This is a genomic window from Arthrobacter sp. 05T442 (genome assembly GCF_056395945.1).
In genome coordinates, this window is sequence record NZ_JBFTKM010000011.1 from 1 (window position 1) to 15,475 (window position 15,475).

Here is a 15,475-nt window from a genome sequence, read left to right on the forward strand (position 1 = left end):
TGGAACCTCCAGACGTTCAAATGTGGCTCTGCCAGTCCATACCCCCGCACCTAACGTGCGGAAGACCCGGAACGGCAACCCACGAACCTCTTTGAACCCGAGGTTCCAGTCCTCCGGACCGGGAACCGGCCACACTTCATATCGTCTAGTCCGCGAGGGGCGGGTGCGGGTACTCCGGCGCCCGCTGCTGGAACTGCAGCACGTCCTTGTTGAGAATGACGCCGTCGCGGATTTCGATCGCCCGGCGGATGGTCTCGTTCTTCATCCACGCCCCGGGGCCGGAGACTACCGTCTCCAGGAAGGGCAGCAGCGCCTCGCTGATTTCCCAGCTGGAGGAATTCCAGAGGTAGGACGGGCTGTGGTCCACCGCGTAGTAGTCGATGTGTTCGCCGACCTTGAACATGGGTTCGGCGAAGGTGGTGGTTTTCGCCCAGCTGAAGCCCATTCCCTCGTCGCAGGAGACGTCCACGATCAGGCTGCCCGGACGGAATGCGTCCAGGTCCTCGGACCGCAGGTAGGTCAGCGGCGCGTTGGGGTCCTGCAGGGTGCAGTTGACCACGATGTCGCTCTCAGCGAGGAACGGTGCCAGCGGCACGCGCCCGCGCTCGGTGATGACCTCGCTGAGGAAGGGGGCCTGGTCATCGTGGTCGAACTGCGCGATCCGCACCGAATGGATGGGTGACCCCACGGCCGCGACCCCGCGGTTGGTCAGCACCTGGACATCATGGATGCCGTGGGCATTCAGTGCCGTGACCGCGCCGCGGGCAGTGGCCCCGAAGCCGATGACAACGGCGCTCAGGCGCCGGCCGTAGACGCCGGTGGAACCGGTCAGCGCCAGGGCGTGCAGCACGGAACAGTAACCGGCCAGTTCGTTGTTCTTGTGGAACACGTGCAGGCCGAAGCCGCCGTCGCTGGCCCAGTGGTTCATCGCCTCGAAGGCGATCAGGGTGAGCTTCTTGTCAATCGCCAGCTGGGTGATCGCCCGGTCCTGGACACAGTGCGGCCAGCCCCAGAGGATCTGGCCGTCACGGAGCTCGGCAAGGTCTGCGGGCTGGGGCTTTGGCAGGAGTACGACGTCGGCATCGGCCATCAGTTGCGCGCGCGGCACAATGCGCCGCACGAGCGGCGCCAGATGGGCGTCGGAAACGCCGAACCGTTCGCCGTAGCCTTCTTCGAGGATCAGTTGCTGGCGCAGTTCCGGGGCGATTCGGTCAATATGGAGCGGGTGGATCGGGAGGCGGCGCTCGTCGGTTTTCCGCGCGCTGGCCACGACTCCAAGAGTGAGGTGCTTCGGTGCACTTGTCACTTCTTTTTGGGGCTCGCGGACTTGGTGGCGGTTGCCTTGTCGAGGGAGCTGGCCGGCGCCGAGGCGGCTTTCTTGTCAGCGCGCTTTTCCTTGAGGGATTTGCCGGACTTCTTGGATGCTGCTTGACGGGGGGATTTGTCAGCCATGATCGCTCCTGTAGCGGAACCGAGGGGGTTCCTGACTCCTGACGATACAGGTAATGACCTAACGGGATGCCGGCGGGGCCAGGTGCCCTGCACTACGGGGTTCCCAGCGGGACTGGAGCGGCCGCGGGGCGGGCCCCGGCGGGGGAATTGGAGCGGCTGACGGGAATCGAACCCGCGTATCAAGCTTGGGAAGCTAGCGCTCTACCATTGAGCTACAGCCGCAGTGGGACCAGCCAATAATCTGGTCAATAATCCCGGTGAAACAACGAGATTTACAATACCTCAGTCTGGCGCGCTCCTTGAACACCTGAGCCGCGGGCCGGCCAGATTTCGCGGCTTTGCTTGTGCGCTTCCGGCGACATGTTCTTCCGACCCCAAAAAATATTGGGGCACACCCCGCCGATGAACAGGTAGCACTCTCTCAGGGCTGGGTAAATCGTGCAGGTAGAGGCGAGTGGTCAGCAAATCAAAGAGGCGTAGAGCACACTCGTGTGCCCCCTAAAATCATCCATTTTACTTGGCAGAGCACAGCCAACCCACTCGCTAGAAGGTCGCGCCATGTTTAACCAGAAGTTGATGGTAGTTCATCCTTCCCCGCCATCGGATGGACTGGGCCAGCAAGGTTTTATCTCCAGACACTCCGGCCCCGTCTCCCAAGGCGATGCGGAAGCTGCCCGCGCCCTTCGGCGGCGGCCATGAGCGAACTCAAGCAGCGCCGGCCATTCCACGCGGCGGCCCGGTTGAGGGATCCGGCCCGGCTCCAGGTGCGCCCGCGCCCGTCTGCTGGGTCCCTGCATGCGACGTGGGACGACGAATCCCGGATTGACACCACGGCGCCAAGGAGCGCCGCCACCCTACGGTGGAAGAAGTTCGCCAACCGCCTTCGAATCACCGACACGGCAGCGATTGCCGTGTCGGTGGCTTCGGCTTACGTCCTTCGGTTCGGCGCCGATGCAACGACCCCCACCGGGGTGGACTTCGAAGCGCGATATCTGGTGGTCTCCGTACTGCTCCTTGTGGCCTGGATCGCTGTCCTGGAGGTCTACCACACCCGTGACAGTCGGACGTTTGGTGTCGGCGCCGCGGAATACAAGCGTGTGGCACAAGCCACGCTCAAGCTGTTCGGCGCGCTGGCCATAGCGATGGTCTTTGTCCGGTTTGACGTGGTGCGTGGCTACTTCGCCGTCGCGTTGCCCTTGGGGCTGCTTCTGCTCACAGGCACCCGATGGCTTTGGCGCAACTGGCTGAACCGGAAGCGGAGCCGGGGCGAGTTCCTTTCCCGAGTGATTGTGATCGGAGAGGCGACAGACGTCGAGTACGTGATCAACCAGATCGAAAAGAACTCAACCGCCGGTTACCAGGTTTCCGGAGTGGCGCTGCCGACCTTGGAGAAGTCCACGGAGCTGCGGCCCCCGTGGTACCGGGTGCCGGTGGTATCTACCCTGGCCGATGTCTCGCGGATGGTGGAAGTGGCGGGTGCGGACGCCGTCATCGTCGCGGGGCCGGTCCCTGGTGGCAGCAAGTACATCCGGGAACTTGGGTGGAAACTCGAGGCCACGGGAACGGAACTGGTCCTGGCCTCCAGCCTCACGAACGTTGCCGGTCCCCGAATCCACTGGCGCCCGGTCGATGGCTTGCCGCTCGTGCACGTGGAGCTGCCCCAGTACGCAGGGGGCAAGCATGTTCTGAAACGTGTCGTGGATATCGCCGCCGCCTCCCTGGCGCTGCTGGTGTTGTCGCCCCTCATGCTGGTTCTCGCCATCATCGTGAAACGGGACAGCCGCGGCCCTATCATCTTCCGCCAGCTACGGGCGGGCAGAAACGGCATTCCATTTCACATGCTGAAATTCCGGTCCATGGTTCAGACTGCCGAAACAGACCTCGACTCCCTGCGTGAGCTCAATGAGGGTTCCGGACTGCTCTTCAAGATCCGGGACGATCCACGGGTCACCAAGTGCGGGCGATGGATGCGCAAGTATTCGCTGGACGAGCTTCCGCAGTTCTGGAATGTCCTGACCGGCGAAATGAGCTTAGTTGGACCCCGGCCGCCGCTGCCCACGGAAGTCGAAGGCTACGAGAAGTTCACCAACCGCCGGCTGCTCATTAAACCTGGAATAACGGGGTTGTGGCAGATCAACGGCCGTTCCACCCTCCCGTGGGAGGAGAGCATCCGCCTGGATCTCTACTACGTGGAGAACTGGTCGCTTACCGGCGACCTGATCATCATGTGGAGGACTTTCAAAGCCATGCGCAGCCCAGTCGGCGCGTACTGACAGGAGGTGCCGTAACCAGCCGAAGAGGCTACGCAGCCAGAGCCTTTGACCTCATCCACGCCGGCCATCTCAATTTGCTCCGCCACGCGAAGCAGCACTGTGATCTCCCGATCGCCGCAGTCGTTACGGACAAGCGGCCGTTCCCGACGAAAGGCCGGGCGCCGGTAAGTCCCCTGGCCGAGCGACTCGACATCGTCCGGCACATCCGATAAGTGGATGAGGCGATAGCAGAGTCTCTTTCCCGTACACGATGCACACGTCCAGCACCGCGCTCCGCCGGACCCTGGAGCTCCTGAATTCCGGACTTCAGGCGCTGGCATCCCATCAAGGGCTGCCCTTCGTAGTCCCTCCACTTTTCTGCCCGGCGAGTGGGGGCCCGCTGACGAAGTGGCAGCCCCTTGCGTAACTCTTCGGTAAAGGCTCCTGAGTCGCCGCGGAATGGGCGCCGCCACTGAATATCCTGATCCAGTTAGCTGCAGTTCCGGGGAAGCGGGCTACGCCCATCAGCCGTCCGCCGAGCAAGGATCCCAGTGGCATTCGCAGAGTACGACATCGTCATTCACCGCGGTGCCATGAGCGTCTACAACTTCCTGCTGGACGCCAGGAATCTCCCGAGCTGGCGGGAAGGGATCCGCAGCGTCGACCTTGAAGCGGGCTCGCCGGGGGCCAAGGGAGCCGTGTACCGGCAGACTTCCGCCGGACCCGGCGGCCGTACCGTTGCCACCGATTTTGAGATCACCGAAGCCCGGCCAGGCGCCGAGATCCAGTACCAGGTGATCGTCGGATCGGCCCGCCCGCATGGCGGCTACTACTTGAGCACGGAAGGAACGAGCACCCGCGTCCGTTTCGCCCTGGAATGCGAGGCCAAGGGATTCCTTGCCCTCGTGACGAACTCGTTCCGCCGGCGGATGAAGGCCGAGGTCTGCCAGTTGGAGCGGCTCAAGGCCGTGCTGGAAGACATGCCCGCCGAAGATTAGCCGGGTACCGGCTATCAGGGGCAGGCAAACCCGGAGGTAACACTGGGCCTGCGCGCCGGCCTGGGCTGTGTCCGTGGCATGGAGTGCGGTATTTTTGATCCTGTGCTGATCTCTGACCGCGACATTCGTACTGAAATCGACTCCGAACGGATTGTTCTGGAGCCCTTCGACCCTGTCATGGTCCAGCCCTCGTCGGTGGATGTCAGGATTGACAGGTTCTTCCGGCTCTTCGACAACCACAAGTACGCCCACATCGATCCGGCGGAGGAGCAGCCCGACCTGACCCGCCTCGTCGAGGTCGAGCCCGGGGAGCCGTTCATTTTGCACCCGGGGGAATTCGTCCTCGGCTCGACCTACGAGACCGTGACCCTGCCGGACGACATCGCCGCCCGGCTGGAAGGCAAGTCCTCATTGGGCCGGTTGGGCCTCCTGACGCACTCGACGGCTGGCTTCATCGACCCCGGATTCTCAGGCCACGTCACCTTGGAGCTGTCCAACATGGCCACACTGCCGATCAAGTTGTGGCCGGGCATGAAGATCGGCCAGCTGTGCTTTTTCCGGCTGTCCTCGGCCGCGGAACACCCCTACGGATCCGGCGAGTACGGCAACCGCTACCAGGGCCAGCGCGGTCCCACAGCCAGCCGCAGCCACCTGAACTTCCACCGCACCGAGATCTAAGGCGCAGCCTGCCGGCAGCGCCAGGCGGACCCTGCCGGCAGCCTCAGCTAGGCCGGCCCTGCCGCCCGGACGGCGGGCCTCTTGGCAGGCCGGCGCAACGTCCGCACGATCGGTTCCACGAAACGCGCGGCGAGCGGGCCCATGATGGCCATGATGAGCACGTAGGCGGTCGCCAGGGCTGCCAGTTCGTGGGGCACGGCGCCGGAGGCCACGGCAAGGCCTGCGATGACGATCGAGAACTCGCCGCGGGCGATCAGGGCCGCCCCGGCACGGAAACGGCCGGGCACACCGATCCCTGCCCGCTTGGCAGCCCATACTCCCGTGACCACCTTGGTGGCCGCCGTCAAGACGGCCAGCAGCACGGCCCAGCCGAGGGCCGGCGGGATGGTTGTCGGGTCCGTGTTGAGGCCGAAGACCACGAAGAAGATCGCCGCAAAGAGGTCACGGAGCGGCTCCAGGATCCGGGTGGCGCTGTGGGCCGTGGCACCGGAGATGGCAATGCCGAGCATGAAGGCGCCCACAGCCGCGGAGACCTGCAGGGCGGCGGCCAGCCCGGCCACGAGCAGCGCGGCGCCGAGCAGGTTCAGAAGGAACACCTCGGAGTTCTCGCTGTGCACAGCCCTTGACACATGGTGGCCGTGGCGCAGGGCCACCACCAGGACAAAAGTTACGACTGCCAGGGAGATTCCCACGGTCTGGAGGCCCATGAGAAAGCTGACGCCGGCCAGGGTGGCCGTCAGGATGGGCAGGTAGACGGCCATGGCCAGGTCCTCGAAGACCAGGATGGACAGGATTACCGGGGTTTCCCTGTTGCCGATCCGTCCCAGATCAGTGATGACCTTGGCGGCAATTCCGGATGACGAAATGTAGGTGACGCCGCCCATCACCATGGCCCCGACCAGGCCCCAGCCCAGCATCACTGCCAGCCCGGCGCCGGGGAGGAAATTGAGCAGCAGATCCAAGACCCCGGCCTGCCAGGAACGGCGCAGCCCCGTCACGAGTTCCGCTGCCGTATATTCCAATCCGAGCATCAACAGGAGCAGGATCACGCCGATCTCGCTGGAGAGATGGGCGAACTCGTGCATTCCTTCGAGTTTGACCAGGCCTCCGGCGCCGAAAAAAAGCCCGCCCACCAAGTAGAGCGGGATGGGGGACATGCCGATCCGCCCGGCCAGCCTCGCCAGCAGGCCGAGGCAGAAGACGACGGCCCCCAGTTCGATCAGGGTCAGTGCGAGCGGATCCATGCCGTTCAGCCGTTGCGGAGAATGCCGGCCGCCGTATCCAGTCCTTCTTGGGTTCCGACCGCAACGAGGAGATCGCCGGGGTGCAGGACGACGTCGGGACCTGGGGAGGGGAGCACTTCGCCCTCCCGCATGATGGCCACGATCGAGACGCCGCTGCGGGTACGGATGCAGGCCTTGCCCATCGGCTGGTCGTGGAAGGGCGATTCGGCTCCGATTGAGAATTGCCGGGTGACGATGCCGGGGACCTCCCGGTGGGCTTCGGAGAGCTGCATGGCGAGTCGCTGGCCGCCCAGGAGGTTGCCAAGGGCGGCGGCCTCGTCGGCGGTCAGCGGGATGGACGCCTGGCACGTGTCAGGGTCGTCCCACGTCGAGACGATCAGTTCCGTCTGGCCTTCGCGGTATTCCACGACGCCGATCCGTCGCCCTGAGGCGGTCATGAAGTCCTTGCGCCGGCCGAGGCCGGGGAGGTCTGTCTCATCCACGTTCATGTCTTCAGCCTAGTGCGCGCACCGGCTTTTCGGGGATCCTCAGACCGCCGGTATGACCGCGATTTCGGCCCTGCCCGGCGGCTTGACCGGCAGCAGGACGAGCAGCCCGGCCAGCAAGACGACCATGATGCCGAGGATCCCCCAGCGCTGCGCTTCGCCCGCCGCCACGAGCGGGGTGGCAACGGCGATGCACAGGGTGAACAAGGCGGGGGCGAGGAAGCTCACCGCACGGCCGGCCGTGGCGTAGAGGCCGAAAAGCTCGCCGGACTCGCCATGAGGGGCGAGCCTTGCGAGGTAGGCGCGCGACGAGGACTGCGCCGGACCCACGAACAGGCACAGGAACAGGCCGAACGTCCAGAACGTGGCGCTGCCGGCCCAGTCCGCGCCGAAGACGACGTAGCTGCCGTTGCCCAGCACCAGGATGGCGCTACCCGCGACGAGGAGACCGGCCAGGGAGCCGATGATGACTGCCTTCGGTCCGATCCTGTCATCCAGGAAGCCGCCGATGATGGCCCCGGCGGCGGCCACGACGTTGCCGAAGATCGCGAAGAATATCACGTCCTTCAGTCCGAAGCCGAAGGTGCCGGCAGCGATGATGCCGCCGAACGTGAACACCGCGGCCAGCCCGTCCCTGAAGATGGCGCTCGCGAGCAGGAAGTAGATGGTGTGCGGACTTGTCTTGTAGATTGCCCTGATGCGGCGGAGGAGCAGGCCGTACGACGCCAGGAACCCCAGGCCAGAGCCCTGCTGTGCCTTGGGGACCTCCGGCACGGCGAACAGCACCGGGAGGCCGAAGACGAAGAACCAAAGGGCGGAGAATACGGCGACCAGCCGGATGTTGAGGCTGTCCTGGGTTGACGCGCCGAACCACTGAAAGCTGGGCTGGACGAACAGTTGGAGCACAACGAGCAAGGCCACGATGCCGCCGAGGTACCCCATGCCCCAGCCGAAGCCGCTGATCTTGCCGATATTCCGTGGGGTGGAGATCTGCGCGAGCATGGCGTTGTAATTCACCCCGGCGAACTCGAAGAACACATGCCCCAGCGCAATAAGGCTCACGCCGAGCACCAGGAACTCCGGGCGCGGGAAGACGAAGAAGCACAGTCCCGTGAGAAGCGCGACGGCGGCCGTGTTGACCCCCAGCCACAGCTTGCGCCGGCCGCCGGTGTCGGAGCGCTGGCCGGTGACCGGTGCCAGCAAGGCGATGGCCGCGCCGGCGATGGCCAGGCCGCCGCCGAGCACCGCTGAGGCCTGGTCTTCGCCGCCGAATGCCTTGGAGGTCAGGTACACGGTGAAGACGAACGTGGTCATGACGGCGTTGAAGGCCGCGGAGCCCCAGTCCCACGCCGCCCAGGCCAGGACACGCCCCCGGTTGGAAACGGAGTTCCCGGATTCCAGTTCCGGTGACGGTCGCATGGCCTCGGGGGCGGCGGCGGAGTTCATAGCGAAAATAGTATCCGCTGTGCGCGCCGCCCCGGCGCCGCCGGCCCAGGGAATCGCGGCCCGCGGAATCACCGCCGAAAGAATTTGTACACGCTTGGTAAACTGTCGGCACCGAACCTAACGAATACCCGCCTGCTCCAACTTGCCGACAATCGAATCCCTGACGTTGCGGAGATACCAGTGATCACAGTCCTTGCCGTGCACTTTGCGGTGGCTGCCGTGGCGCCCTTCCTCTTCCGCAGGTTCGGCAGGAACTCGTTCTACGCACTGGCCGCCGTTCCGGCCGCCTCGTTCCTTTGGCTGGTCCTGCAGCACGGCGCCGTCTACCCGGGCGCCGAATCTGTCGGTGCGGGGTCCCACGGCGCCGGCAGCGGCCCCGGCGCCGGCACTGCCGAGGTGCTGCCGTGGATCGCCGGCCTCAAGCTTGAGCTCGCTTTCCGGATGGACGCGCTGGCCTGGGTCATGTCGCTGCTGGTCCTCGGCGTGGGGGCGCTGGTGCTTGTCTACTGCGCCCGGTACTTCAAGGACAAGGACGAGCATCTGGGCGGCTTCGGGGCCCAGCTGCTCGCCTTCGCCGGCGCAATGTTCGGACTTGTGAGCGCAGATGACCTCCTCCTGATGTTCGTCTTCTGGGAACTGACCACGGTGCTCTCGTACCTGCTGATCGGCTACGCCCGCACCCGACTGTCCGCCCGGCGCTCGGCGCTCCAGGCGCTTATGGTGACCACCGCAGGCGGCCTGGCCATGCTCGTGGGCTTGATCATCCTCGGCTCGGCCGCAGGAACGTACCGGATCCAGGCCATCCTGGAACAAGCCCCCACATTGGCCACCGGCCCCGCGGGGGACGCCGTGGGCACCGCCGTCGTCCTCATCCTGATCGGTGCCATCACCAAATCCGCCCTGGTCCCCTTCCATTTCTGGCTCCCCGGCGCCATGGCGGCCCCCACACCAGTGAGCGCCTACCTGCACGCGGCCGCCATGGTGAAGGCCGGCATTTACCTCGTGGCGCGGCTCGCACCCGGATTCGCCGGAACAAGTTATTGGCTGCCGATGGTGCTGGGCCTGGGCCTGGCCACCATGCTGGTGGGCGGCTACCGGGCCCTCCGGCAGACTGACATCAAGCTCATCCTCGCCTACGGCACCGTCAGCCAGCTCGGCTTCCTGACCATGGTGGTCGGCCTCGGAACGCCCGACGCGGCGCTCGCCGGCCTCGCGCTGCTACTGGCGCACGGGCTCTTCAAGGCCACCCTCTTCCTCGTCGTCGGCATCATCGACCACCAGGCGGGAACGCGCGACCTGCGCAAACTCTCCGGCGTCTACGGGTCTGCCCGCGCCCTGGCGGTCGTCGCTGCGATCGGCGCGGCCTCGATGGCCGGCGTCCCGCCGCTGGCCGGTTTCGTCGCGAAGGAATCGGTCTTCGAGGCGTTCGTCCACTACGGCACCGGATCCGTGCCCGGGCTGCTGATCCTGGCAGGGCTGGTCCTGGGCTCCATCCTGACCTTCGCGTACAGTGCCCGCTTCATGTGGGGTGCCTTCGCGGTGAAGCCCGGCGTCGAGCCCACGGCGTTCAAGCCGATCAAGCCGGCGTTCCTCGCCGCCCCGGCGGTCCTGAGCCTCCTGACGATCGTCTATGGACTGTGGCCCGCCCCCGTGGACGGCTGGATCCAGCCCTACGCCGCGCTCTTCGCTGACGGCGGCGAGCACGACGGCGCCTCCGCCGGCGGCGGCGCGGGGCACCTGGAACTGTGGCACGGTTTCACCGTGTCCCTCGGGCTGACCGCCGTAACCTTCGCGCTGGGCCTCGCCATGTACTACGGCCGCAACGCCGTGGCGCGCCTGCAGGGCCGGGTCCCCGGCTGGATCGACGGCGACCGCGCCTACCAGACCACCATCGGGGCCCTTGATGACACGGCCGTCTGGGTGACCGGTCGGACCCAGCGTGGTTCGCTGTTCTTCTACCTTTCAGTCATCCTCACCGTGGCTTTTGCGCTGCCGCTTTCGGCGCTGCTGCTTGCCCGCAAGCCGCTGCCCGGCGGCCTGTACTTCATCGACCCCAACTCGCCGCTGCAGCTGGTGGCCGGTGCCGGGATCGTCATTGGAGCGCTGGCTGCCGTCCGTGCCAACAAACGTTTCCTGGCCGTGCTGATGGTCTCCGTCACCGGCTACGGCGTTGCGCTGATGTTTGCCCTGCAGGGCGCACCGGACCTCGCACTGACCCAGATGCTCGTGGAAACCATCATCCTGGTGGCGTTCGTCCTGGCCATGCGCAGCCTCCCTGCCGAGCTGCGGGACCGGACCGGCGGAAAATACCGGGTCATCCGGGTAATCATCGGCCTCGCCTTCGGAACCACGATGATCTTCGTGGCCATCTACGCACTCGGGGCCCGCGTGGCGCTTCCGGTCTCGCTGGAGTTCCCGCGGCTGGCCTACGAGGGCGGCGGAGGCCTCAACGTCGTCAATGTCACCCTGGTGGACATCCGCGCCTGGGACACCTTCGGCGAGATTTCGGTGCTGGCCCTGGCTGCCACCGGCGTGGCAAGCCTGATCTTTGTCCGGGGCCGCGGAGACAGGATCCAGACGTCTTCGTCCGTGGCCGAGGGCACTGTGGGCCGGCGCAACGGTGCGAGGGGCAACACCCGCGATGATGCCGCGCTGGCGCTGAGCCGCCGGTTCGCCGCCGCGACCCGCGACGCGTGGCTCGTGGCCGGGCGGACCATGGCACCGGAACGGCGCTCGATCATCTTCGAAGTCGTCGCCAGGCTCATCTTCCATTCCATGATCGTCTTCTCCATCTACCTCCTGCTGTCCGGGCACAACCTGCCGGGCGGAGGCTTCGCCGGCGGGCTCACCGCCGGCCTGGCCCTGACCATCCGCTACCTCGCCGGGGGCCGCTTCGAGCTGCGGGAAGCCACGCCCGTTGGCGCCGGCACCCTGCTGGGAATCGGCCTCGCCACTGCGGCGGCCGCCGGCATGATGCCGCTGCTGCTCGGCGGCCAGGTGTTCCAGAGCGCCATCGTCGAGCTCTGGCTGCCCGTATTCGGCGACATCAAGTTCGTCACCTCGACCATCTTCGACATCGGTGTGTACGTGGTGGTGGTCGGCCTGGTCCTGGACGTGCTGCGCAGCCTGGGTGCAGAAATCGACGAGCACTTCGAAGAACATCCCGCGGCTCCGCTGGAAGAACAGGAAGCCGGCGGAATCCCTGCGGAAACGACGGGCAAGGGGATAGCGTGAACGTCAATCTGACCCTGCTGACCGTCATGGGAGCCCTGTACGCCTGCGGCATCTACCTGATCCTCGAGCGCAGCCTGACCCGGGTCCTGCTGGGCCTCATGCTGCTGGCCAACGCCACCAACCTGCTGATCCTCACGACCGGCGGCTACGCCGGGCTGGCGCCGATGTTCAACAAGGACACCGACCCGGGGGACTATAACGACCCCCTGCCGCAGGCCCTGATCCTGACCTCGATCGTGATCTCTTTCGCCGTCACAGCCTTCATGCTGGGCATCATCTACCGCTCGTGGGTCCTGGCCCGCCAGGACGAGATCCAGGACGATGCCGAAGACCGCCGCGTCGCGGCGACGCCCCGCTTCGACGCCGAGGACGACTCTGTGATACCCGTCGAAACCTCCGAATTCCCCCTGGCCATGATCGGCTCCGATGCCACGGGGATTTCAGACGCCGCCGGGGAGACCGCCGCAGCGATCATGTCGGGCGACCGCCCGGTCCTGGCTGAAAACGCCGCCGCGGAAGAACGGCCGGGATCCCGGAACGCGGCCCTAAGCCCGGAAGGAGGCGGAGAGTGAACATCACCAGTTTTGCCCCGCTCGCCGTCGTACTTCCCATCCTTGGCGCCGCACTGGCGTTCCTGCTGATCCGGTCCCCCCGGTCCCAGCGGGCCGTCAGCATCGCGGTCCTGTCCCTGACGCTGCTGCTTGAATGCTGGCTCCTTGCCTCCGTCTGGGAGGGCGGGGCGGCAGCGGTGAACCTCGGCGGCTGGCTTCCGCCCTGGGGCATCGTGATGGTGGTGGACCAGTTCTCCTCGCTCATGCTCGTGGTGTCCTCCGCCGTGAGCCTCGCCGTGCTGGTCTACGCGACAGGGCAGGGCATGGCCGACGGCGACCGCGACGCGCCGGTATCGATCTTCCACCCCACCTATCTGATCCTGGTGGCAGGGGTGTCCAACGCCTTCCTGTCCGGGGACCTCTTCAACCTCTACGTGGGCTTTGAGATCCTCCTGACGGCCAGCTATGTGCTGATCACACTGGGCGGGACAGGCCCCCGCATCCGCGCCGGGGTCACTTACGTGGTGGTCTCGGTGGTCTCCTCGGTGCTCTTCCTGATCGCGATCGCCATGATCTACGGCGCTACCGGAACTATCAACATGGCCGACCTCGCTATCAAGCTCGCCGACCTCGACCAGGGCACGCGGACCCTGCTGCACGTCATGCTGCTGGTTGCTTTCGGCATCAAGGCTGCGGTGTTCCCGCTGTCCTTCTGGCTCCCGGACTCCTACCCGACCGCGCCCGCCCCCGTCACGGCGGTGTTTGCCGGCCTGCTGACCAAGGTCGGGGTCTACGCCATGGTGCGCACGGAGACGCTCCTGTTCCCCGGGGACACGCTCAATGCGCCGCTCATGGTGGCCGCCTTGTTGACCATGGTCGTGGGGATCCTCGGCGCCCTGGCCCAGAGCGACATCAAGCGGCTCCTGTCCTTCACGCTGGTCAGCCACATCGGCTACATGGTGTTCGGACTGGCGATGTCAACGGCGGCCGGCCTGGCCGCCGCGGTCTTCTACGTCGTCCACCACATCACCATCCAGACCAGCCTGTTCCTGGTGACCGGCCTGATTGAACGCCGGGGCGGAAGCTCCTCGGTGGACCGCGTGGCCGGCTTGGCCAAGCTGTCCCCGCTGCTGGCCGTGCTCTTCTTCGTCCCCGCGATGAACCTGGCCGGGATCCCGCCGTTCTCGGGCTTCCTGGGTAAGCTCGGGCTCCTGCAGGCGGGCATCCAGCTCGGCACGCCGCTGGCCTACGCACTGGTGATCGGGGGAGTGCTCACCAGCCTGCTGACGCTGCTGGCTGTCGCCAGGGTCTGGAACCGCGCGTTCTGGCGCAAACCCGAGGACGCGGAACATCCGGACGCGGTGCTGCTCGCCGCTTCCCGGGACTCGGCCACCGGGAACAGGGCAGGGAAATCCAACGTCATCTTGCTGCCGCGGACCATGGTGGGCTCCACCCTGGGCCTGGTGATCCTCGGCGTGGCGCTGACAGTTTTCGCAGGGCCCCTGTTCAAGGTGGCCGACCAGTCCGCAAGGGAGATGCTGGACAGGTCCTCGTACATCCAGGCGGTGCTGGGCGAGGACGCGCCCGTCCCGGCGATCGCCGAGCTCGCGCCCGGCCAGCGGCCGGAGGGCCGGAAATGAGCCGGAAGCGGATCTCGCTGCGCCAGGAACTGCCGCTGCTGGTGTGGCTTGTGATCGTCTGGGGTGCCCTCTGGCAGAACTTCAGTCCGGGCAACCTGCTCTTCGGGGCACTCGTCGCGGTGGTGGTGGCCAGGGTGTTCTACTTGCCGCCGGTGGAACTCGGCGGACGTTTCAACGCCCTCCGTGCGATCTTCTTCGCGTTTGTGTTCCTGGCGAAGGTCGTGGAGGCCAGCCTCCAGGTACTGTTCCTTGCCGTCGTCCGGGGACCGCGGGTGATCAGCGCCGTCGTCGCCGTCCCGCTGCGGAGTCGTTCCGACCTCCTGGTGACGGCCACCGGGCATGTGATCTCGCTGATTCCCGGGTCGCTGGTGGTGGAGGTGGACAGGTCGACGTCCACGCTCTATATCCATGGGATCAATGTCCGTAATGCCGAGGACGGGGCCAGGCTCCGCAAGGAGGTCCGGGACACCGAGGCCTCCCTGATCCGCATCATGGGGACCAAGGACGAACTGTCCGCACTGAACCAGGAGGTGGGCGCGTGATGCAGCTTGTTCTGACGGTGACCGCCGTCGTACTCTCCGTGGCCGCGGCCGGGGCCATCATCCGGATCGCGAGGGGCCCGTCGCTGCTGGACCGGGTGCTCGCGGTCGATGTGCTGTTGGCCATCTTCGGCGCCGCACTGTGCATTGACATGGCCGTCAACCGGAATTTGAACAACCTGATGCTGCTGGTGGCGATGTCCATCATCGGCTTTGTCGGCTCCGTCACGGTGGCCCGGTTCGTGGCGGACAGGAGGGAACCCACCCGTGATTCCTGACACGCTCCCCGCCGACGCCGTGATCGACGCCGTATCCGCCGTCTGCATGGTGGCCGGTGCGCTGATGTCCCTCGCTGCGGCCGTCGGGCTGCTGCGGTTCCCGGACCTCATGAGCCGGATGCACGCCGCGACGAAGCCCCAGGTGCTCGGCCTGTTCCTGCTGCTTCTGGCCGTGGGTCTGCAAATGCGCGTCTGGTGGGTCTGGCCCGTGCTGATGGTGGCGTGGCTCTTCCAGCTGCTCACCGTGCCTGTCGCCGCCCACATGGTGGGCCGGGCCGGCTACCGGACCAAGCACCTGCACCCCGAGCTGCTAAGCACGGACGAGCTCGAGGCCGTGGTCCAGAGGGCGGCCGCCCAGCGTCGGCTGGACGACGACGGCGGCGGGGCCGACGGCCGGGGTTAGACGATGTCCTGGGTCTTGGCGAAACGGGTGACCGCACGCTGCGTGCCGCGGTTCGCGAGAACCTGGATGATGGCGCTGACCGACGCGGAAATCAGGGCGAAGGTCAGTGCCGAGCGCAGCGTGGTGGGGACGTCGTCGTCATGGCCCTTGGGCGGCTTGTTGCCCGTGGTCTTTTCCCAGACGGTGTCGACGAGCTTGGTTCCGGCGAAGCCGGCCAGCAGGCTGATGCCGGTGCCCAGCAGTTTGATGACAATGTTCATTCTTGGGACTCCTTG

General features: G+C 66.1%; 16 protein-coding genes and 1 tRNA gene. 10 read left to right on the top strand and 7 right to left on the bottom strand.

The features are described 5' to 3' along the window. Positions 1-145 precede the first annotated feature (145 nt). The 3 genes from AC1DES_RS11855 to AC1DES_RS11865 all read right to left on the bottom strand — a co-directional run bounded on the left by AC1DES_RS11855 (position 146) and on the right by AC1DES_RS11865 (position 1,674). Entirely contained in the window at positions 146-1,306 is a 1,161-nt protein-coding gene (locus tag AC1DES_RS11855; protein ID WP_476895898.1) for a N(5)-(carboxyethyl)ornithine synthase, read from the bottom strand. Continuing rightward, positions 1,303-1,452: a hypothetical protein gene (locus tag AC1DES_RS11860; RefSeq protein WP_476895899.1), complete on the bottom strand. Its 150-nt coding sequence runs from the start codon at positions 1,450-1,452 to the stop codon at positions 1,303-1,305. The genes AC1DES_RS11855 and AC1DES_RS11860 overlap by 4 nt, the downstream gene beginning before the upstream one ends. Positions 1,453-1,600: 148 nt before the next feature. Further along, positions 1,601-1,674: transfer RNA gene (locus AC1DES_RS11865), tRNA-Gly, on the bottom strand. Between the two features lie 473 nt (positions 1,675-2,147). On the opposite strand from AC1DES_RS11865, the gene AC1DES_RS11870 reads away from it, so the two are divergent. From AC1DES_RS11870 to dcd, 4 genes are all read left to right on the top strand, one after another. Next, a complete protein-coding gene (locus tag AC1DES_RS11870; RefSeq protein WP_476895900.1) occupies positions 2,148-3,725 on the top strand; it encodes a sugar transferase in 1,578 nt (525 codons plus the stop codon). Beyond that, entirely contained in the window at positions 3,680-3,937 is a 258-nt protein-coding gene (locus tag AC1DES_RS11875) for an adenylyltransferase/cytidyltransferase family protein (protein WP_476895901.1), read from the top strand. The genes AC1DES_RS11870 and AC1DES_RS11875 overlap by 46 nt, the downstream gene beginning before the upstream one ends. Before the next feature lie 318 nt (positions 3,938-4,255). After that, positions 4,256-4,702 (top strand): SRPBCC family protein, encoded by a 447-nt coding sequence (locus AC1DES_RS11880; RefSeq protein WP_476895902.1) that lies wholly within the window; start codon positions 4,256-4,258, stop codon positions 4,700-4,702. 102 nt (positions 4,703-4,804) lie between these two features. Further along, positions 4,805-5,380: a dCTP deaminase gene (dcd, locus tag AC1DES_RS11885; RefSeq protein ID WP_476895903.1), complete on the top strand. Its 576-nt coding sequence runs from the start codon at positions 4,805-4,807 to the stop codon at positions 5,378-5,380. 47 nt (positions 5,381-5,427) lie between these two features. Here dcd and AC1DES_RS11890 read toward each other — a convergent pair whose 3' ends face one another. Genes AC1DES_RS11890 through AC1DES_RS11900 form a run of 3 tightly spaced genes read right to left on the bottom strand, consistent with a single transcriptional unit; the run spans position 5,428 to position 8,555 of the window. Beyond that, positions 5,428-6,624, bottom strand: coding sequence for a cation:proton antiporter (locus tag AC1DES_RS11890; protein ID WP_476895904.1), 1,197 nt, complete (start codon positions 6,622-6,624; stop codon positions 5,428-5,430). A gap of 5 nt (positions 6,625-6,629) precedes the next feature. Then, positions 6,630-7,112 (bottom strand): cation:proton antiporter regulatory subunit, encoded by a 483-nt coding sequence (locus tag AC1DES_RS11895; RefSeq protein WP_476895905.1) that lies wholly within the window; start codon positions 7,110-7,112, stop codon positions 6,630-6,632. A 39-nt stretch (positions 7,113-7,151) separates the two neighbouring features. Beyond that, a complete protein-coding gene (locus AC1DES_RS11900; protein WP_476895906.1) occupies positions 7,152-8,555 on the bottom strand; it encodes an MFS transporter in 1,404 nt (467 codons plus the stop codon). A 180-nt stretch (positions 8,556-8,735) separates the two neighbouring features. Here AC1DES_RS11900 and AC1DES_RS11905 point away from each other — a divergent pair, with 180 nt between their 5' ends. The 6 genes from AC1DES_RS11905 to mnhG are packed head-to-tail and all read left to right on the top strand — an operon-like array spanning position 8,736 to position 15,200. Beyond that, positions 8,736-11,789, top strand: a complete 3,054-nt coding sequence (locus tag AC1DES_RS11905) for a Na+/H+ antiporter subunit A (RefSeq protein ID WP_476895907.1) — start codon at positions 8,736-8,738, stop codon at positions 11,787-11,789. Then, entirely contained in the window at positions 11,786-12,361 is a 576-nt protein-coding gene (locus tag AC1DES_RS11910; RefSeq protein WP_476895908.1) for a Na(+)/H(+) antiporter subunit C, read from the top strand. Before AC1DES_RS11905 ends, AC1DES_RS11910 begins: the two co-directional genes overlap by 4 nt. Continuing rightward, entirely contained in the window at positions 12,358-13,980 is a 1,623-nt protein-coding gene (locus AC1DES_RS11915) for a Na+/H+ antiporter subunit D (RefSeq protein WP_476895909.1), read from the top strand. The genes AC1DES_RS11910 and AC1DES_RS11915 overlap by 4 nt, the downstream gene beginning before the upstream one ends. Next, on the top strand, positions 13,977-14,522 hold the full coding sequence (locus AC1DES_RS11920) for a Na+/H+ antiporter subunit E (RefSeq protein WP_476895910.1): 546 nt from the start codon (positions 13,977-13,979) through the stop codon (positions 14,520-14,522). Before AC1DES_RS11915 ends, AC1DES_RS11920 begins: the two co-directional genes overlap by 4 nt. Next, on the top strand, positions 14,522-14,797 hold the full coding sequence (locus AC1DES_RS11925) for a monovalent cation/H+ antiporter complex subunit F (protein WP_476896022.1): 276 nt from the start codon (positions 14,522-14,524) through the stop codon (positions 14,795-14,797). The genes AC1DES_RS11920 and AC1DES_RS11925 overlap by 1 nt, the downstream gene beginning before the upstream one ends. After that, a complete protein-coding gene (gene mnhG, locus AC1DES_RS11930) occupies positions 14,787-15,200 on the top strand; it encodes a monovalent cation/H(+) antiporter subunit G (RefSeq protein WP_476895911.1) in 414 nt (137 codons plus the stop codon). The genes AC1DES_RS11925 and mnhG overlap by 11 nt, the downstream gene beginning before the upstream one ends. Here mnhG and AC1DES_RS11935 read toward each other — a convergent pair. Next, positions 15,197-15,460 (bottom strand): DUF4235 domain-containing protein, encoded by a 264-nt coding sequence (locus tag AC1DES_RS11935; protein WP_476895912.1) that lies wholly within the window; start codon positions 15,458-15,460, stop codon positions 15,197-15,199. The genes mnhG and AC1DES_RS11935 overlap by 4 nt on opposite strands. Positions 15,461-15,475 lie beyond the last annotated feature (15 nt).